Origin of the sequence: Brevibacterium antiquum (assembly GCF_016107655.1) — a bacterium.
In the GTDB taxonomy this organism is placed as follows: Bacteria; Actinomycetota; Actinomycetes; order Actinomycetales; family Brevibacteriaceae; genus Brevibacterium; species Brevibacterium antiquum.
The window spans coordinates 347,609-366,832 of record NZ_JABASX010000002.1 but is presented as its reverse complement, the minus strand read 5'-3'; the positions used below and the strand labels follow the sequence as shown (position 1 = coordinate 366,832).

The 19,224-nt window shown below is 62.9% G+C and carries 16 protein-coding genes and 1 tRNA gene; 8 read left to right on the top strand and 9 right to left on the bottom strand.

Features of this window, described 5'->3' with window-relative positions:
- The first annotated feature begins 10 nt into the window (after nt 1-10).
- The 3 genes from JFC13_RS04880 to JFC13_RS04870 all read left to right on the top strand — a co-directional run bounded on the left by JFC13_RS04880 (nt 11) and on the right by JFC13_RS04870 (nt 4,310).
- Nucleotides 11-1,510 carry an APC family permease gene (locus tag JFC13_RS04880; RefSeq protein WP_198395972.1) on the top strand — a complete coding sequence of 500 codons (1,500 nt, stop codon included), beginning with the start codon at nt 11-13 and terminating at the stop codon, nt 1,508-1,510.
- Nucleotides 1,511-1,722: 212 nt separating this feature from the next.
- The gene (gene argG / locus JFC13_RS04875) at nt 1,723-3,144 is read left to right on the top strand and encodes an argininosuccinate synthase (RefSeq protein ID WP_198395971.1); all 1,422 of its coding nucleotides are present in this window, start codon (nt 1,723-1,725) and stop codon (nt 3,142-3,144) included.
- Nucleotides 3,145-3,503: 359 nt separating this feature from the next.
- The gene (locus JFC13_RS04870) at nt 3,504-4,310 is read left to right on the top strand and encodes a DNA alkylation repair protein (protein ID WP_198395970.1); all 807 of its coding nucleotides are present in this window, start codon (nt 3,504-3,506) and stop codon (nt 4,308-4,310) included.
- On the opposite strand, the gene JFC13_RS04865 is transcribed toward JFC13_RS04870, so the two are convergent.
- From JFC13_RS04865 to JFC13_RS04855, 3 genes are all read right to left on the bottom strand, one after another.
- A complete protein-coding gene (locus tag JFC13_RS04865) occupies nt 4,273-5,076 on the bottom strand; it encodes an alpha/beta fold hydrolase (protein WP_198395969.1) in 804 nt (267 codons plus the stop codon). The two genes, JFC13_RS04870 and JFC13_RS04865, sit on opposite strands and share 38 nt — an antisense overlap.
- Before the next feature lie 146 nt (nt 5,077-5,222).
- Nucleotides 5,223-5,295: transfer RNA gene (locus JFC13_RS04860), tRNA-Arg, on the bottom strand.
- Between the two features lie 164 nt (nt 5,296-5,459).
- On the bottom strand, nt 5,460-5,846 hold the full coding sequence (locus tag JFC13_RS04855) for a hypothetical protein (RefSeq protein WP_198395968.1): 387 nt from the start codon (nt 5,844-5,846) through the stop codon (nt 5,460-5,462).
- Nucleotides 5,847-6,317: 471 nt separating this feature from the next.
- Here JFC13_RS04855 and JFC13_RS04850 point away from each other — a divergent pair, with 471 nt between their 5' ends.
- The gene (locus JFC13_RS04850; RefSeq protein WP_198395967.1) at nt 6,318-8,150 is read left to right on the top strand and encodes a phosphoenolpyruvate carboxykinase (GTP); all 1,833 of its coding nucleotides are present in this window, start codon (nt 6,318-6,320) and stop codon (nt 8,148-8,150) included.
- 453 nt (nt 8,151-8,603) lie between these two features.
- On the opposite strand, the gene JFC13_RS04845 is transcribed toward JFC13_RS04850, so the two are convergent.
- From JFC13_RS04845 to JFC13_RS04835, 3 genes are all read right to left on the bottom strand, one after another.
- On the bottom strand, nt 8,604-8,837 hold the full coding sequence (locus JFC13_RS04845; protein ID WP_198395966.1) for a hypothetical protein: 234 nt from the start codon (nt 8,835-8,837) through the stop codon (nt 8,604-8,606).
- Nucleotides 8,834-10,231, bottom strand: coding sequence for an inorganic phosphate transporter (locus JFC13_RS04840; RefSeq protein WP_198395965.1), 1,398 nt, complete (start codon nt 10,229-10,231; stop codon nt 8,834-8,836). The genes JFC13_RS04845 and JFC13_RS04840 overlap by 4 nt, the downstream gene beginning before the upstream one ends.
- 226 nt (nt 10,232-10,457) lie before the next feature.
- Nucleotides 10,458-11,903 carry an aspartate aminotransferase family protein gene (locus JFC13_RS04835; RefSeq protein ID WP_198395964.1) on the bottom strand — a complete coding sequence of 482 codons (1,446 nt, stop codon included), beginning with the start codon at nt 11,901-11,903 and terminating at the stop codon, nt 10,458-10,460.
- Between the two features lie 184 nt (nt 11,904-12,087).
- Here JFC13_RS04835 and JFC13_RS04830 point away from each other — a divergent pair, with 184 nt between their 5' ends.
- The 4 genes from JFC13_RS04830 (at nt 12,088) to JFC13_RS04815 (ending at nt 16,465) form a co-directional block, all read left to right on the top strand.
- Complete coding sequence (locus tag JFC13_RS04830) at nt 12,088-13,755, top strand: PucR family transcriptional regulator ligand-binding domain-containing protein (protein WP_198395963.1); 1,668 nt, start codon at nt 12,088-12,090, stop codon at nt 13,753-13,755.
- 298 nt (nt 13,756-14,053) lie between these two features.
- The gene (locus JFC13_RS04825) at nt 14,054-14,896 is read left to right on the top strand and encodes a substrate-binding periplasmic protein (protein WP_198395962.1); all 843 of its coding nucleotides are present in this window, start codon (nt 14,054-14,056) and stop codon (nt 14,894-14,896) included.
- 31 nt (nt 14,897-14,927) lie between these two features.
- On the top strand, nt 14,928-15,665 hold the full coding sequence (locus JFC13_RS04820) for an amino acid ABC transporter permease (protein WP_198395961.1): 738 nt from the start codon (nt 14,928-14,930) through the stop codon (nt 15,663-15,665).
- A complete protein-coding gene (locus tag JFC13_RS04815; RefSeq protein ID WP_198395960.1) occupies nt 15,662-16,465 on the top strand; it encodes an amino acid ABC transporter ATP-binding protein in 804 nt (267 codons plus the stop codon). Before JFC13_RS04820 ends, JFC13_RS04815 begins: the two co-directional genes overlap by 4 nt.
- A 34-nt stretch (nt 16,466-16,499) precedes the next feature.
- On the opposite strand, the gene JFC13_RS04810 is transcribed toward JFC13_RS04815, so the two are convergent.
- From JFC13_RS04810 to JFC13_RS04800, 3 genes are read right to left on the bottom strand one after another with little or no spacing between them, the layout of a single operon-like run.
- Nucleotides 16,500-17,255 (bottom strand): SDR family NAD(P)-dependent oxidoreductase, encoded by a 756-nt coding sequence (locus JFC13_RS04810; protein ID WP_198395959.1) that lies wholly within the window; start codon nt 17,253-17,255, stop codon nt 16,500-16,502.
- Nucleotides 17,256-17,312: 57 nt separating this feature from the next.
- Nucleotides 17,313-18,077 carry an SDR family NAD(P)-dependent oxidoreductase gene (locus tag JFC13_RS04805; RefSeq protein WP_198395958.1) on the bottom strand — a complete coding sequence of 255 codons (765 nt, stop codon included), beginning with the start codon at nt 18,075-18,077 and terminating at the stop codon, nt 17,313-17,315.
- Nucleotides 18,078-18,115: 38 nt separating this feature from the next.
- Nucleotides 18,116-19,201 carry a proline racemase family protein gene (locus JFC13_RS04800; RefSeq protein ID WP_198395957.1) on the bottom strand — a complete coding sequence of 362 codons (1,086 nt, stop codon included), beginning with the start codon at nt 19,199-19,201 and terminating at the stop codon, nt 18,116-18,118.
- Nucleotides 19,202-19,224: the final 23 nt, after the last annotated feature.

The following is a 19,224-nucleotide window of genomic DNA, read 5'->3' as shown; positions in this document are numbered from 1 at the left end:
GCGCAATCCCATGACTGAACCATCCCCGAAATCACACCTCTCGGACGCCGATCATCTCTCCGTCCTCGGCTACGAGGACTCCTTCGAAAGGTCGATGAGTCCCTGGGCGAACTTCGCTCTCGGCTTCACGTATCTGTCGCCGCTCGTCGGCGTGTACTCCCTCATGGCTGTGGCCCTCTCCACCGGCGGACCGCCGTCGATGTGGTGGATCATCATCGTCGCGTGCGGCCAAATGCTGGTAGCCCTGGTCTTCGGTGAAGTTGTCTCCCAGTTCCCCATCGCCGGTGGGATCTACCCGTGGGCCCGCAGGCTGTGGGGCAAGCGGTATGCCTGGATGGCCGCGTGGGTCTACATCTGCGCCCTCATCGTCACCATCACCTCGGTGTCGGAGTTCGGTGCCGGATTCGTGTCGAGCCTGTTCGGCTTCGAACTGAATCGGAACACCACCCTCCTCCTGGCGTTGGCCCTGTTAGTCCTCGCCCTGGCCATCAACTTCAGCGGCACCAAGTGGTTGGCCCGGATTGCCAGGATCGGTCTGTTCGCCGAACTCATCGGCGTCATCGGCCTCGGCCTGTTCCTGCTCATCTTCGAACGCAAGCACAGCTTCGGCGTGTTCTTCGACTCCATGGGCACCGCCGGTGATGGCAGCTACACCGCCGCATTCATGGGTGCCGCAGTCGCCGGACTCTTCCTCTTCTACGGCTTCGAGGCCTGTGGTGACGTTGCCGAAGAGGTGTCCAATCCGGCTCGTGGCATTCCCAAGGCCATGCTCATGACCATCCTCGTCGGCGCGGCCTCGGCCCTATTCTCCTTCGCCGGCTACGTGCTGGCGGCCCCGAACCTCGATGAGATCGTGGCCGGACAGGTCGAAGATCCCATTCCCACGATCCTCGAGGGCAGCCTCGGCGCGGTCGGTGCGAAGATCTTCCTCCTCGTCGCGATCACCGCCTTCATCTCGTGTGTCCTCAGCCTCCAAGCTGCGGCCTCGCGCCTGATCTTCAGCTTCGCTCGCGACGGCATGATGCCGGGCCACCGGTGGCTGTCCAAGGTCACCGACGGCACGAAGATTCCGCGCAACGCTCTCATCGTCGCCTGCATCGCCCCAGCCCTCATCTGTGTGCTCATCTGGTTCAATGACGGAATCCTCGTCGCGGTCACCTCGTTCGCGATCCTCGGCATCTATCTGGCATTCCAGATGGTCGTCCTCGGCGCGCTGCGGCAGCGAGTCAAGGGCTGGAAGCCGGCTGGCCCATGGTCGCTGCGCGGCTGGGGCTTCCTCATCAACGCCGCGGCGTTGGCATACGGCATCTTCGCCATGGTCCTGCTCTCACTGCCCGGCGATTCGGGGTCGTTCTTCTCCGACTGGATCGTGCTCATCGGCCTCGTCGTGGTGCTGGCGGCCGGTTTCATCTACCTCTTCATCGCCCGCCCCGATCGACAGTCCGATGCTCCCGAAGGTGATGCGATCGCCGTCGCCGAGGCGATCCGCTCCCACCACTCGAATCACTGAGCCCCGCCTCGGGATCGCCAAGCGCCGAGCGGACCACTTAGCTTCGAGCGGGGCGCTTAGCTTCGAACGGCCCTTCTATAGGGTGGCCCTGCGAAGCTAAGTGGTCCGCTCGATCCCGCGCAGCAGGGGCCACCTCGACAATATTCACATAAAAATACATGTCTATGCATAACAATTCGACAGGAGTTGGCCGGGCCGCTAAGCTGGTTCGCATGTCGAAAGTATTGTCTTCACTCCCAATCGGTGAGCACGTTGGAATCGCCTTCTCCGGCGGACTGGATACGTCCTGCGCGGTCGCATGGATGCGCCACAAGGGAGCCGTTCCCTGCACCTACACGGCCGATATCGGCCAGTACGACGAGCCCGACCTCGACTCTGTGACGGAGCGTGCGAAGGAATACGGCGCAGAGATCGCCCGTTTCGTCGATGCCAAGCGCCTGCTCGTCGAAGAGGGCTTCGTCGCCCTGCAGTGCGGTGCCTTCAACGTCCGCTCCGGCGGCAAGACTTACTTCAACACCACTCCCCTGGGCCGCGCGGTCACCGGCACCTTGCTCGTGCGCGCCATGAAGGAAGACGGCGTCGACATCTGGGGCGACGGCTCGACCTACAAGGGCAACGACATCGAGCGCTTCTACCGCTACGGCCTCATGGCCAACCCGAAGCTGCGCATCTACAAGCCGTGGCTCGACTCGGACTTCGTCGAGGAGCTCGGCGGACGCCAGGAGATGAGCGAATGGCTCGTCGAGCACGGCTACCCCTACCGTGACTCCGCAGAGAAGGCGTACTCCACCGACGCCAACATCTGGGGTGCGACCCACGAGGCCAAGACGCTTGAATTCCTCGATGCCGGACTCGACATCGTCGAGCCGATCATGGGTGTCGCCGCCTGGCGCGATGACGTCGAGGTCGCGACCGAAGAGGTCACGGTCGGCTTCGAGGCTGGTCGCCCAGTATCGATCAATGGCGAGAAGTTCGACGATCCCGTTGCCCTGGTCTTCAAGGCCAACGAGATCGGCGGCCGTCACGGACTCGGCGTCTCCGACCAGATCGAGAACCGCATCATCGAGGCCAAGTCGCGCGGCATCTACGAGGCTCCCGGCATGGCGCTGTTCCACATCACCTACGAGCGCCTGCTCAACGCCATCCACAACGAAGACACCATCGCGCTCTACCACGAAGAGGGTCGCCGCCTGGGTCGCCGCATGTACGAGGGTCGCTGGTTGGACCCGCAGTCCCTCATGCTGCGCGAGTCCATGCAGCGTTGGGTCGCCTCGGCGATCACCGGCGAAGTCACCCTGCGCCTGCGCCGCGGTGACGACTACACGATCGTCAACACCACCGGTCCGAACCTCAGCTACCACCCGGAGAAGCTGTCGATGGAGCGCGTGGGCGACGCCGCCTTCGGTCCCGAGGACCGCATCGGCCAGCTGACCATGCGCAACCTCGACATCGCCGATTCGCGTGCCCGCCTCGAGCAGTACGCGGCCATGGGCATCGTCTCGGGCCCGACATCGGAGCTCGTCGGCTCCCTTGAGGCCGGTGGCGCCGAGGAGATCGCAAACTCCACCAACGATGTCGACGCTGCCAGCGACCGCGCCGGCCTGTCCGCCGCCTTCGACGCCGGCACGGACTGAGCAGGATCCACCTGACCGGCCGACTGGTCGGCTGGCTGGATGGCTGAGTGGCTGGGTGGCCAGCTTGCCGGCTTGCCGAGTGGCTGACTGACCGGCTGGCTAGCTGGGTCATTCTCGAAGCCCCCGCGCACAGTGATGCCACTGTGCGCGGGGGCTTCTGTGTTGTCGCGGGCTCCTGTGTCGTCGCGGACCTACTTGTGCTGCAGCGGACTCCCCCACGGCGCGGCCCACCTACGGCCCCTCACTTTTCGGCGCCGACGGTGCAACAGTTGGTAAGTTCGTCTCGATCCCGGCGCCCGGATCAAGCAGAACTTACCAACCGTTGCACCGCTTTCGGCGCGCAGTGGGATGATCGTGCCATGACATCAGCTGCGTCCAGTGTGCGTTCCCTCGCCGAGGTGCTCGACCGTGAACTTCGGGACCGTGGCAGCTCCATACGTGCCACGAAGGAACGGGCGTACCTCAAGAGCGAGCTCGTCCACTACGGCGTCGGCGTGCCCGGTACTCGGGGAGCGGTCCGCGAGGTGCTGCGCACGACCGAGTTGAAGCATGACGATGTGCTTGCTCTTGTCGAGGCGCTATGGGGCTACCCCGGCGATGCAGACGGCATGAACCGAGCCGCCAGCGGGACCCCTGTCTACGAGCTCCGCAGCGCGGCAACGATGGTGCTCATCCAAAAGCAGGACCACCTCGGCGCCGAAGATACTGACCTCTTCGAACGGCTGCTGCGTCAGGCACATACCTGGGCACTCGTCGATCCACTCGCCGGGGATGCCATCGGCCCGCTGTCCGAACAGGATGCGGAGTTCGATCCCATCCTCGAGCGCTGGGCGGGCGACGACGACTTCTGGATTCGGCGCTCTGCGCTGCTGGCCCACCTCAGACCACTGCGTGAGGGCCGCGGAGACTTCGCCCGATTTTCACGGTTCGCCGATGCGATGCTGGAGGAGCGCGAGTTCTTCATTCGCAAGGCCATCGGCTGGGTGCTGCGCGATACCGCCCGCACACGTCCCGATATGGTCTTCGACTGGATGCTGCCGCGTGCGCATCGAGCTTCAGGCGTGACGATGCGCGAAGCGGTGAAGCATCTGTCGCCGGAGCAGCGTGAAGCGGTGCTCGCAGGTCCTGTCAGAAGGACGCGGCGAACTCGAGCAGGATCTGGTTGAAAGCCTCGGGCTGCTCGATGTTGGCCGCATGCCCATCATTGGGGATGACCGTCGATGAGCCGATCGGAGCCAGACCCGCAGAGGCGGCTGCGTGCGATGCTGGCCAGTGCTCACTCTCGGCTCCGGCGACGAAGAGCACGGGCACGTCGGTGCCTTCGATCACCGGACGCCAATCGGCCTTCGCGTGCTCGTTCAGAAGTGCGAGTTCGCCGCGGCTGAGGTGATGATCCACACCCTTCATGGCCTTGAGCAGACGCAGCAGGCGCCTGCCCCGCTTCCAGATGGGCGTGCCGTGTCCGGTGGCAGGGATTCCTTCGGCGAAGTAGGTGTCGATGTTGGATTCGTCGTAGCCGTAGTAGCCGTGGGGCCAGTCGGCGGTGTTGAGCATCTTCGGTGTCTGGTCGACGATGACGATTCCGGCGATGCGATCGGCGCCGAACTGGGTGAGATAGGACCAGATTGTATTGCCGCCCATAGATCCGCCCACGAGCAGAACATCTGTGAGCTCCAGAGCCTCGAGAACCTGCGCCACGTCCTGACCGCGCCGCTCCATTGTCACGCCTGACTTGGGGTGATCGGCGTTGCCGTGACCGCGCAGATCGACGGAGAAGACCGCGTATCCATCCTGTGCCACCGGTTCGACCTGGTAGCGCCAGCTGGCCGCCGACGCCTTGAACCCGGCCAACAGCACCACCGGGCGACCGGCGGGATCTCCGGTATGTGTGTACTCGAGTCGAACACCGTCATCGGCAATGATTGTGGGCACGGTTCAATCCTAGCGCCGAGCGTCCTTGCGGATCCGACTCCGCTGTGACTATGTGATCTTTGCCGTTAACCCCTTCTTCAGGGCAAGTGCGTTACATCGAAAAAGCCCCTCACCAACATTTCTGCTGGTGAGGGGCTCCTCTACTGTGCGCCACGAGGGATTCGAACCCCCAACCTTCTGATCCGTAGTCAGATGCTCTATCCGTTGAGCTAGTGGCGCATGTCGTCTGGACTCTCGCCCTGCAACTCGATCAACTATACACACCGAATTCACTCAAGCTCAAATTCGGCCCGAGTGCGCTTCGCCACATTTGCGGCCTCGGCAGGGAGGAGCTGCGCTTGCTCGATCAGCGATCCGCAGCCCCTCCACGCGGCGTCGGCAGGCTACTGCTGCGCAGCCTCCGCCTGCGCCGAATTCTTCCATCGACGGGCCGCAATGAAGGAGCGCACTCCCATAATGACGTAGATGATGAGCAGCACGAAGGTGATGATGCTCGTGATCACAGCCGCAGGCCGCTCGGCCTCACCGGCGATCAGCGCGCCGACCTGCATGACGTTCATGCCGGTGCCGAAGATGCCCAAGATGGCAACAACCAGAGCAATGTGGACTCCGAGCTTCTGATTCTTCAGTGCGATGAGTCCGCAGATCAGGATGATGGCGCCCAGAATGGCCGGGATCAGAGCCGTCCAGCTGGCGAATGAAGTTGCGACGTAGGCGATGACGCCGACAACGATGAGGACGATACCAAGTCCGATGGTGGTGCGGGGCATGATGCTCCTTAGATTCTCATTTGAGGTCACAGATGCCCTGGCCCGACAGTTCCGATTCAGAGCATGGTCGAATTCAGGGCATGGTCGAAGGCGTCAGTGATGACGACAACTGCCCCTTATTCTACTATTCGTAGAATTTAAGTCCATCTCGCAGGCAGCCTAGCTGCAGCCGACGTCGGGATACCCGGAAAATCACCTACGAAAGGTTCGATCGGAAGGTGAGAGCCACCTCGGCGAGGGTGTCGAAGGCGCTGATTCCATGAACAATCACGCTTTGCAACAAACAAGCACCGCAATGCAAAAAAACATCACTCAATTGATGCATCCAAGTCTTCCGAGATGCCGTTGTGATCCAATGCACATCTTCCAGTGACTCAAAACCAGGATTTTCCGGCCCGTCCGAGTCCTACGGTGGAGATGTACCAGCCGCCAGGCGAAACCCCGTAATCCCGATTGACCAGGAGACCACTCATGACTGTCCTCGACCATGACGTCGTCGCTGACCAGCTGAAGAACGCACCGACCGACAGCGAGTCGGTGCTTTCGTTCGTCAGCAGGGTCGCCACCCTCACCACTCCAGACGATATCGTCTGGGTCGATGGTTCGGATGAGCAGAAGGCCACCATCGCCGACCAGCTCGTCGAAACCGGCACGATCGTTCGCCTGACCGGCACCAAGGACTCATTCTACGCGGCTTCCGACCCCGAGGACGTCGCCCGTGTGGAAGGCCGCACCTACATCTGCTCCGCCGAGGAGAAGGATGCCGGCGCGCTCAACAACTGGATGGCTCCGGCCGAGATGAAGGAGACCCTCGAGCCTCTCTTCACCGGTTCGATGCGCGGACGCACCATGTACGTCATCCCCTTCGTCATGGGACACGCTGAGGCTGACCAGCCGATGTTCGGCATCGAGGTCACCGACTCCCCCTACGTCGTTCTCTCCATGCTCGTCATGGCTCGCTCGGGCAAGAACGCCCTCGACGCGATCGTGGCCAACGGCGGCACCTTCGTCGAGTGCGTGCACTCGGTCGGCGCTCCGCTCGAACCCGGTCAGGAAGATGTCGCCTGGCCCTGCAACTCCACCAAGTACATCACCCACTTCCCGGAAGACCGCTCCATCTGGTCCTTCGGCTCCGGCTACGGCGGCAACGCACTGCTCGGCAAGAAGTGCTACGCGCTGCGCATCGCCTCGTCGATCGCCCGCGACGAGGGCTGGCTGGCCGAGCACATGCTCATCCTCAAGCTGACGAGCCCGGAGGGCGAGGTCAAGTACATCGCCGCCGCGTTCCCCTCAGCCTGCGGCAAGACCAACCTCGCCATGATCGAGCCCACAATTCCCGGCTGGAAGGCTGAGACTCTGGGCGACGACATCGCCTGGATGCGCTTCGGCGACGATGGCCAGCTCTATGCCGTCAACCCCGAGTTCGGCCTCTTCGGCGTCGCGCCGGGCACCGGTTACACCACCAACCCGACCGCGATGCGCGCCATCGAAGCAGGCGGCAACATCTTCACCAACGTCGCACTGACCGACGACGGCGACGTGTGGTGGGAAGGCAAGACCGACGAGAAGCCAGCGCACCTCACCGACTGGCGCGGCAACGACTGGACCCCGGACTCGGAGACTCCAGCCGCTCACCCGAACTCGCGTTTCTGCACCCCGATCGCCAACGTTCCGACCCTGGCTCCCGAGTGGACGAACCCGAACGGCGTGCCGATCTCGGCCATCCTCTTCGGCGGTCGCCGTAAGACCACGATGCCACTGGTGACCGAGACCAAGAGCTGGAACCACGGAGTGTTCATGGGATCAGTGCTCTCCTCGGAGACCACCGCAGCAGCCACTGGCGCCGTCGGCGTCGTTCGCCGCGACCCCATGGCCATGCGTCCCTTCATCGGCTACAACGTCGGTGACTACCTGCAGCACTGGCTCGACATCGGCAACACCGAGGGCGCCCAGCTGCCGAAGATCTTCTATGTCAACTGGTTCCGCCGCGATGACGACAACTCGTTCCTGTGGCCCGGCTTCTCTGAGAACTCGCGTGTTCTCAAGTGGGTCTTCGAACGCGTCACCGGCACCGCCGACGCAGCCGAATCCCCACTGGGTCTGACCCCCGTTGAGGGCGGTCTGGACACCGAGGGTCTCGACTTCACCGACGAGCAGCTGCGTAAGGCTCTCGCGATCAAGCCCGAGGAATGGGAGACCGAGCTCGGGCTCATCGAGGAATGGTACGAGCAGCTCGGCGATTCGGTTCCAGCCGAACTCCGCGCCGAGGTCGACAATCTGCGCGACCGTCTGGGTCTCGCCTGAGACAGTGAGACTCTGTCATTGAGTCTCTGAGTCTCTGAGACTCTGAGTCATTGAGACTCTACTGAACGAAAGAGAATCCCCCAACCATCGCCGAGGTGGTTGGGGGATTTTCGTATGCAGGGACGCAGTGCCCGCGGTGTTCGGAGCCTGATGTGCTCGGAACCGGCGGTGTTCGGCGCGTGCGGAGTTTGGCACGTGCGGAGTTTGGCGCTGCAGTGCTGCGGGGTGCCTTTAGTGGCGCCAGCGAAGGTCCGAAACGGCTGCCGAATCGCATCACGTGCCGGGAGTACCAATTCACGCTGCAGGAACTGTAGGACGAGATGCTCCGGGGAGGACGTGCGATGCCAACGGTCGTGAATATAACGGACTGCAGTGAATGCGACTACCGGTGGTGGGTGGCGCTACCGGTGGTGGGGGCCGCAGGCGGTGCGGCAGTTACGGTCAGAGACGCGGTCAGGCTCCGTGGAGTGCTGGGACGATCAGGTAGACGCCGACGAGCACAACGATGCTGCAGACGCCGAACACTGCCCAGTAGCCGACCCTGAGCAGGGGTTTGCTCTGGCCTTCGGCAGCCAAGTCGACGTGCACTGCCCGCATCCGCACAGCGGTGGAGAAGAGTGTGATGACGACGATCGCTGACACCCAGGTCGCGACCGCAACGATGAGGAATGAGCTCCACTCGATCATTTCGAATCTCCCTTGTCTGCGCGCGTCTCATCGGCGCGTGTCTCATCAGCATCTGTCTCCGCCGCCGAGGTGTGCACGGCGCTGGGATCGGACTCGGCGCCGATGCTCGCATCAGAGCCTGTTTCGGCAGCTGGGCCGACACCGGACTTCGCATCCGCTTTGTCAGAAAGCCGCTGGTCTCGGGCTTTGGCGCGAGCGGCACGCTTCATTGCTGCGCGTTTGCGGTTGCGGTCCTTGCGAATCTTGCGCTTGCGGCCGCGGATACCGACGGCCTCGCCGACGGTGTCGAAGTTCGAGAGGTCAGTCTGCTTGGCTTTGAGCGAGCTCAGGAAGATCCAGAGGACGGCAATGACGGCAATGACCGTGTCGATGATGACGCCGATGGTGCCCAGATGCGCGATGCCTGCAGCGATGCCGCCGACGATTCCGGCCGCTGGGATGGTCAGCAGCCAACCCGATGCGATCCGGCCAGCAGTCGACCACTTCACGTCCGCGCCCTTACGGCCCAGACCGGAGCCGACTACCGAACCGGACGCCACCTGCGTCGTCGACAGAGCAAAGCCCAGGTGGGACGAGGCGAGAATTGCGGCGGCAGTCGAGGTCTCGGCGGCCAGTCCCTGAGCGGGCTTGACGGTGGTGAGCTTCGTGCCGAGGGTGTCGATGATTCGCCATCCGCCGACATACGTTCCCAAGGCGATCGCCAGCGCGCAGGCGGTGATCACCCAGAGGTGAGGACCGGTTCCGTGATCCTGGAGGTTCGCGGACACGAGCACGAGGGTGATGACGCCCATGGTCTTCTGCGCATCGTTGGTGCCGTGTGCCAGAGCCACGAGGGAGGAGCTGAAGATCTGCCCGTATTTGAATGGAGCCCGGTGAGCGGTCTTCCCTTCGCCGTTGCGTCGCGTGATGGCATAGGCCAGCCGCGTGCACAGATAGGCACCCACGCCGGCGATGATCGGAGCGGCGACGGCGGGCAGGACCACCTTGGACACGAAAACGCCGAAGTCGACGGAGTTGAGTCCGGCACCGATGATCGCGGCACCGATCAGTCCGCCGAACAGCGCGTGTGACGATGACGACGGCAGGCCGAAGCGCCACGTCGCCATATTCCAGATGATCGCACCGATGAGGCCGGCAAGGATGAAGTCCGGAGTGATCTGGACTCCCCCACCACCTTCTTTGATGATGCCCCCGGAGATGGTCTTCGCCACCTCGGTGGACAGAAAGGCACCGACAAGGTTGAGCAACGCTGCCAGGGTGACCGCTGTCTTGGGCTTGATCGCTCCTGTGGCGATCGGTGTCGCCATGGCATTGGCCGTGTCGTGAAAGCCATTGGTGAAGTCAAAGAACAGTGCCAGCACGATGACCAACACAACGACGAAGATGATTTCCACTAAGCGACCTTGAACGTAGACACAATTCGGACCGTGGATGATTTAGCTGGCGGGCAGCGTCCTCAATCGGAAAAAGTCTACCGCCTATTCCACCGAATCTTCACCTACTGTTCGGCACATCTCCACTCGTGACACTCTGCGTTCATCTCTGAGCTGGCAGAACACCTACCCACCAGGCCCGGAATGTATCGGCGTTCACAATCGGCCTGGTGAGTAAGCGCAATCGTCAGCAGACGAAGCCGTCGGCGATGGTCAGCGCTTCGTCAAGGACCTCAAGACCGAAGCGCACGTCCTCGTCCGGCGTGTTCAGCGGCGGCACGACATGGATTCGGTTGAAGTTCGCAAAGGGAAGCACTCCCCCGGCCTTCATCGCACCGATGACTTGGTTCATCTCCGGCGAACTGCCGCCGTACGCGGCCAACGGCTCCTTCGTCGTCCGATCCTTGACGAGCTCAACGGCCCAGAAACAGCCCATGCCGCGGACTTCGCCGATCGACGGATGCCGCTGCGCCATGTCGCGCAGAGCCGGACCGATGATGTCCCGGCCGAGGCGGTCGGCATTCTCGATCATTCCCTCTTCGTCCATCGCATTCATCGTGGCGACCGCTGCCGCACATGCCAGCGGATGACCCGAATAGGTCAGGCCGCCGGGATAGACACGGTCGCGGAAGGTCTCGAAGATCGCGTCGGAGATCGCGACTCCGCCGAGTGGCACGTAACCCGAGTTCACGCCCTTGGCGAAGGTGATGAGGTCCGGGGTGACGTCCCAGTGGTCGACGGCGAACCAGCGACCGGTCCGACCGAAGCCGGCCATCACCTCGTCGGCGATGTAGACGATGCCGTAGCGAGCCGTCAGCTCTCGCACACCTTCGAGGTATCCGGCCGGAGGCCCGTAGATCCCGGCGGTGCCCGGCACAGTCTCGAGGATGAGCGCGGCGATGTTGTTCGGGCCCTCGAGCGTGATCATATCCTCAAGGTGCTGCAGCGCTCGCTGGGTCTCTTCCGCCTCGGTGGTGGAGCCGAAGTAGGAACGGTATTGGTAGGCAGGCATGAAGTGGACGATGCCTTCAGCCGAGTAGTCATTGGCGAAACGGCGCGGGTCACCTGTGACGTTGACGGCAAGCTGGGTGCCGCCATGGTAGCTGCGATAAGCGGAGAGCACCTTGGTCCTGTCGGTGTGCAGCCGTGCCATGCGGATCGCGTGCTCGTTCGCGTCGGCACCGCCGTTGGTGAAGAACACGTGGTCGAGATCGCCGGGGGTCCGGTCGGTGATGAGCCGGGCAGCCTCCGAGCGGGCATCGTTGACGTGCTGCGGAGCAATCGTGCAGAGCTTCGCCGCCTGTTCCTGAATCGCCGTCACGACCTTAGGGTGCTGGTGTCCGATGTTCGTGTTCACCAGCTGCGAGGACATGTCGAGCAGCTTCCGTCCCTCGCCGTCCCAGACATAGGGGCCCTCCGCGTCGACGATCGTCATCGGCTCGAACGGCCCCTGTGCCTGCCACGAGTGGAAGACGTGCGCACGGTCGAGCTCGTAGGCGCGTTGACCTGCTTGCAACTGTTCGGCAGTGAACGCCCGCTCGCTGCTGCCAAGTTCCGCATTGTTCTCCGAGCCTTCGGTCCCGGAGTCGTTGACCTCACGGTCGAGCTCTTCGTTCGCATTGATCACAGTCATGATGCGCCGTCCTTTCGCAGTTCATTCCATATCGCCGAGGTGGGTCAGACCGCCGAGGTGACCCTGATCTTTCAATGGTGAGCCAGCCGCACCCGAATCGCCATGGACGACCTGTCAACATATGTCCATGCAGACTTACACTGTGTAAACCACGTGGCCTGGAGACGGCGAAGGGAAGCGAACATTGGAAGCTTGGTCGCAGCGAGAACCTGATCTGACGATCGCGAACCTGCTCGACGTCGACGAGATCCGCCGCGGTGATCCCGAAGTCGTGACAGGTGGCGACCAGGTGGCGCGCGCAGTGAGGTGGGTCCACATCGCCGATTCGGAGAATGTCGCGCAGTTCCTCGAAGGCGGCGAACTCGTACTCAGCACAGGCTTGTCCTACCGGTCGTCACAGGAGTCGACGGCAAATTTCCTCGATCAGCTCGAATCCGCTTCTGCCGCCGGCGCTGTCATCGAACTCATTCATGACGATGGCCGACCCGATGACGAAGCCATCGAGAACGTGCGTGCTGCCGCCCGCGGTCGCGAGCTCCCGATCGTGATTCTGCGTCGCCGGATCAAGTTCGTCCGCGTCACGGAGCTCGCCCACCAGGAACTGCTCGGTCGGCAGCTTGCCCGCGTCGAGCGTGCCCGCACGGTCCACGAGGTCTTCACCCAGTTGAGCTTGGAGAGTGCTGGAGCCCAGGACATCGTCGACCGGACATCGGAGCTGCTGGGCTCACCCGTCATGCTCGAAGACGTCGGACATCGCCTTCTCGCCCACGCCGGCGATATACCCTCGTCGCGGACTGCTCGGCGTGAAAGCAATAGTCCGGACCACCTCGGCGAGGGCCAGGAACATGGGCACGGGCACAGGCATGGGCATGGGCATGGGCAACGGTGGCTGCAGACTCCGGTGGGACTGCGAGATCGGAGGTGGGGCCGACTGCTCGCGCCGGGCCGCCTGGAATCCGACGAGGAGGCAGCGCAGGTCATCGAGCGCGCCGCGCAGACTCTGACCTTGGCGCGGATGGCCGAACGCGACGAACAGGACCTTCTCATTCAGGCTCAGGGCGGACTGGTCCGCGAAATCATCGAATCGGCAGACGTCGACGAGAAGCAGGTCCGGATTCGAGCGGCGGACCTGGGGTTCGCACCACGAGGGCGCATGATCCCCGTGGTTGTCCGCGTTGATCGCGGTCCGAACACCGACCCGACATCACTCCAGCTGCGGGAACGGTCGCTGCACCGTGCATTCGTCACTGCAGCAACCGCTCACCGCTGCTCCACACTCTCCACCGGACTGCAATCGGGTTCATTCGGTACCGTGGTGGCTCTGCCCCCAGGCACCGATGATGATGCGGTCCTCGAGGGGCTCATCGGTGAACTTCCCACCCGCGACACCACGGTCGGAGTCGGGCGGACGAGCCAGTCGATCGTCGACGCCGCCAGCCGGCTCGAATCCGCCAACCAGGTGGCCGAGATCGCATCGACGCTCGAGCTGCGACAACGGCAGTACTACCGATTCTCCGACGTGAGACTGCGCGGACTGCTCTCATCCCTGCGCGATGATCCGAGCGTTCGGGCCTTCGCCGAGGCAGAGTTGACTCCTCTGCTCGAGGCTGAGGGCGGAAGCGGTGGCGGTGGCGGTGGCGGTGGCGGTGGCGAGGAGATGCTCACCCTCCTCGAACAGTTTCTCTCTCACAGCGGCAATAAGTCAGCGCTTGCTCGCAGCGGCTTCCTGTCCCGGCCGGCACTGTACGCACGCCTGGACAGACTTCAGGCCAAGCTCGGGGTCTCGCTGGAGGATGCGGAATCACGCACCGCTCTCCACGTCGCCATTCTGTGGCTGCGCACGAACCGGTGAGCTGAAAACCGGTCAGGTGAAGACCGGTGAGGTGAACTGCACGCGATCGTTTCGCCTTCTCGTCATTGTCAGACAATCTGTGATATCTGGTGCAGCAGATCCCGATGGAAATGCGTGACTTGATAACACTTGCAGGCCCAGTTTCCGATCAACTCTCGATATTACGCAGAAGTCGCTATATGGTCGATTGTATGACACGGCGGTGGAGGAGCGTGTCAGCCCACCATCTCGAGGGGCCCGCCGCTTCTTGCACGGTCGGTCCAGAGTGGGGCCGGCATTTTGACGAGGAGAGACAAAGATGTCCAGAACAAGTCAAATCATCATCGCTATCGTCGGCGTCATCGTTGTGGCGCTGGCAGGAGGCTACTTCGGAGCCGGACTTCGATCCGGAGGCGGTGCCGGGGGCACGGAGAACGGCGCCTGGATCCAGAAGATCAAGGATCAGGGCGAACTCCGAGTCGGAATCGCTTCTGCTCCCCCGATGACGGGCGAGCAGAAGGACGGCAAGATGGGCGGGCCCAACGTGCTGCCGCTGCAGAACCTGGCCAAGGAGATGGGTGTGAAGTTCACTCCGGTCGCCGCGGAATGGTCGAAGATGGTGTCCGGCCTGCAAGCGGATCGGTTCGATGTCGGTGCGTACCTCGACGCCACCTCGGAGCGGTCACTGGCCATCCAGTTCACCGACCCCGTCTACACCTACGAAGGCGTGTGGATCGTCAAATCCGATTCCGGTCTGAAGTCCACCGAGGATGTCATCAAGTCAAAGAAGCCCGTCGCCGTGGCCTCGGGTACGTCCTACGAACGCCGGGTCGTCGATCTGGGAGTCGACATCGTCAATGCCGAAGCGATCCCGCAGTCGATCACCGCGATGGAAGCCGGCCGTGCAGTCGCAGCGTTCGGCGACCTTCCGACTCTCGCTGACGCCGCACAGAAGAACAAGTCATTGAAGATCGTGCGACCGAAGCCGGTCATCTTCAAGAGCGATTCGAACTACGGACTCAGCGCTGACATCGATGAACGTTCACTGCAGGTCATCAATATCGCCATTCAGAACGCGAAGAACGACGGTTCCTTCCAAGCCGCACTGGACAAGGCCGGAGTGATCAGTCCCGATAACCTCGGCGATCTCGCAATGAAGTGATCGACTCCGCCCCCGGTAGAAGGGACTTCTCATGAATTACACGTTCGACTGGAGCGTGGTCACGAACAACTTCCCACGGTTGCTCGACGGCCTCCTCCTGACCGTGGAGATATCGGTCATCGTCATCATCCTCAGCATGATCTTCGCCATTCCTGTGGCACTGCTGCGCATGTCCAAAATCGAAGTGGTGCGCTGGCTGGCCCAGCTCTACATCGAGATCTTCCGCTGTACACCTCTTCTGGTGCAGCTGTTCTGGGTCTACTATGCTTTGCCGACTCTGACGGGAATCACCATTCCCGGCACGATATCGGCCGTCATCGCGCTGACGCTCAATCTCACCGCGTTCATGGCAGAGGCCTACCGCAGCGGATTCCAAGCGGTTCCGCCTGAACAGGTCGAAGCAGGCAAGATGCTCCGACTGACCAGGTTCCAGCAGATCCGTCACATCATCGTCCCGCAGGCGCTCAAACAGCAGCTGCCGGTGATCATGTCGCTCGACATCTCACTGTTCAAGGACACCGCCCTGGTGTCCACGATCGCGGTGGCCGACCTGATGTTCACCGCGAACAAGATCTCCACGGAGTCCTATCGAGCGCTGGAGATCCTCTCCGTCGCAGCGCTCATGTACTTCCTCATCGCGTTCCCTGCCTCGCTCATCCTGAGCAAGATCGAACGCAACATGATGGAGACGGGCAATGTGCGCGGCATTCGTCGCAAGAGCCTTGCGGCACAGATGGCTCCTGGAACGAAAGTCGAGGTCAAACCATGAGTGAGAACTCAGCTGCCCACACCGGGACGCACAGGGACATCGCTGCGAAGTCCGGTGATGTGCTCGTGTCCTGCCGCGGGCTCAAGAAGAGTTTCGGCGATCGAGAGGTCATGAAGAGCATCGACTTCGACATGCTCGCCGGAGACATCACCGTCATCATCGGCAGGTCGGGATCGGGCAAGTCCACGCTGCTGCGGGCGATCGCCGGGCTCACCGACCCCGATGACGGCACGATGACCTTTGACGGCGAGGTCGTGTTCGAGGATTCCAAGCGCACCCCAGCATGGAAGCAGGTCGACTCCCATGTCGGCATGATCTTCCAGAGCTACACGCTGTGGCCGCATATGGATGTGCTCAAGAACCTCACTCTGGCACCGCGGAAACGTCTGGGCATGTCGGAGTCAGCGGCACTGGAACGAGCGGAGAAGGCTCTCGCCGAGGTGGGGATGTCCGACCATATCCACTCCCGTCCCAGCGAACTCTCCGGTGGTGAGCGGCAACGCGTCGCGATCGCCCGCGCCCTGATGATGAGGCCGAAGCTGCTGCTCTGCGACGAGATCACGAGCGCGCTCGATCCACCGGTGGCCGCCGAGGTCCTCGATGTTCTGCGCAGACTCAAGGAAGAGGAGGGCATTGCCGTCGCTCTCGTCACTCACGATATGGCGTTCGCGTCGAAGGCCGCAGACCGGGTCGTGTTCTTCCATGAAGGAGAGATTGCGGTGAATGCGACCCCGGACGATGCCTTCAACAAGGCAGAGGACCCGGAGCTGAAGAAATTCATCGACGCTGTGCGATTCTGATTCGGCGCCATGCGGGTGCTCTGATTTCGGGCGTTCACCGCACGTAGTCGGCCCCGGTGATGTCGAGGGTTGCCCCGGTCAGATGTCGTGACCGTCCGGAGACGAGGTACGCCACGAGTTCGGCGACGTCTTCGGGCGGGGTGACTTCTCGCAGCGGGAGGTCGGCGAGAGTCTCGGCGTCGATCTCTCCGGAGGCGAGGCCGGTATCCACCCATCCCGGAGCCACGGCATACGCGAGGATGCCCATGTGGCCGAAGCCCCGGGCGATCCCCTTCGTCAGGCTCAGCAGTCCTCCCTTGGCCGCACCGTAGGCAAGATGCTCGGCATCATCGCCGCGATGGGCTGAGCGGCTCGTGATGTTGACGATCGTTCCCCCGCCGAGGTTGGGGAACTCTTCGAGTGCGCACCTGCACAGATCTGCCGCGGAGATGAGATTGAGCTGCAGGTTCGTCTCCCATCCCCGGGCCCATGCCTGCGGGTCAGCTCGGGGCGAGGCGATCCAGGCTCCGGCGTTGTTGATGAGAGTGTCGACGCCGCCCAGGGCTTCGTTCGCCGAGTCCCACAGCCCCTCGGCAGTGCCGGGACGTGCCAGGTCGGCACGCACGAGGTGTGCGCGCTCCCGGAGTTCGGCCGCGAGGCCACGAGCGCCGTGCTCCTCGGAGTTGAAGTGGATCGCCACCGCTGCACCGTCCCTGTGTACGGCTCTGACAATGGCTGCCCCGATCCCCTTCGAACCGCCCGTGACGAGGACTCGCCTTCCAGCCAGTGGGTGCCCTTCTTCGACGGTCATATCGTCCTCCTTCATTGACCGGGCCCGGCGAGCTGCCGTCGCACCCGGTTCGGCTTCTCAGCCGACCTGTTGGGCTCCGGTGATCTCGATCGCGGCACCGGAGATGAACGATGCTCGATCGCTGAGCAGGAACGTCGTCAACTCCGCGACTTCGTCCGGACGTCCCAGACGACCCAGCGGGATGGCCTCGGCCAGGACCGCCTCGGCGATATTCGAGGATTCGAGCTTCTGCTCCAGCATCGGGGTGAGGATCTCGCCGGGGCAGACGGCGTTGACCCGCACTCCCTGTCTGCCGTAGTCGCGGGCAAGACTCTGGCTGAACGAGACGACGGCGGCCTTGGAGGTGTTGTACGCGATGTGGCCGCCTGCCGGGTGCAGCCCCCACTGGGAGGCGATGTTGACGATCGATCCGGTTCCCGCACCGATGAGCGACGGCAGGATTCCGCGGCTCAGACGCATGACGGCATCGACGTTGACGGCGAAGCTCGTCGCCCAGTCGTCCTCATCAATGGCAAGGAGCGAACCTCGGCGCATCACTCCTGCACAGTTGACGAGGCCATCGACGACTCCGAAGCGAGCGAGGACGCCGGTGAGGAGATCGACGCAGCCTGCCGCCGTTGAGATATCGGCCGGGTACGACGAGATCCGCGCATCCACCTCGGCGGGCAGAGAAGGATCGGGAGTCGTTTCCACCCGGTCCACGGCGATGACGGTTCCGCCCTGGTACGCGCAGGCTGTGGCGATCGCCGAGCCGATGCCGCCGGCGGCTCCGGTGACGATGATGGTGCGACCTTCGAGTTCCATATGCTGCTCCTTCGCCATGCACTGTCCATTCGCAGTCGGGAGAACTGACATCGAGTTCACTCCCCGGCCGTCATTCGGCCCATCCCCCGTCCCCAGATGTCGCCGACGGTATAGCCGACCGGGAACGGATCGTCGGATTCGAGGACGAGCTGGTGGAACCCTGTGATCCACCCGCGACCGCTGATCGTCGGCACGATCCCCGCAAGACCGCCCACGGATGCCGTCTCCTTCACCTCGGCGGTGAAGGTCGTGCCCATCATCGATTCGTGGACGAACTTCTCCCCGACGGCCAGCTCTCCCCTGGCATACATCGCTGCCACACGGGCGCTGGTTCCGGTTCCGCACGGCGACCGATCGTAAGTGCCTGACCAGGTGCTCGAATCATCAAGATCGATCTCCCCGTTGGGCAGGACCACGGCATTGCGGCCGTGCGTGCCCTCGGTTCGTGCCGGCCCGTGGATCATCGGCAGAGCGATCGCGTCGATCTCGGGGATGAGCGGATGGACGACGTCGAACGCATCGTCGGCGGCTTTCCTCATCACCGAGGCTGCCCGGATGATCTCCTTCGCGTTGACCGGCTCGAGGTCGATGCCGAGGTGCTCTGCCTTGGCTTGAACGTAGAACTGTCCCCCGAAGACGATATCGACGGGAATCGTTCCGTAGCCGGGAACCTCCAGTGGCAGATCAAGACCATGGACGAACGCGGGCACATTGTCGAAGGTGACCAGAGTGGCCCGGCCTTCTTCCACTCGTGCGCGCACCGTGACGATCCCGACCGCGGTGTCCACGCGCAGAGTGGTGATCGGTTCGAGGACATCGATCGCCCCGGTTTCGATGAGTGCGGTCACCGCGCAGATGAGGTTCGATCCCGACATGGGTCGGAATCCGCCCTGTTCCATGACGATCATGCCGAAGTCGCAACTGGGATCTGCCGGAGGGACGATCAGCGGCGAGCAGAGCCCGGGATATCCGCGAGGCTCCTGCAGGACCAGGGTCCGCAGGTCATCGAGATGGTCACGACAATAGCGAAGACGCTCGATCATGGTCGCACCCTTGACTCGCAGACCGGAGCCCATGAGGACTCGGCCCGGTTCACCAGCCGCGTGTACGTCGACCGTCTGAATGAGCTGCCTGTTGGCCATTGTGTCGGTACCTCGTTCGAAAA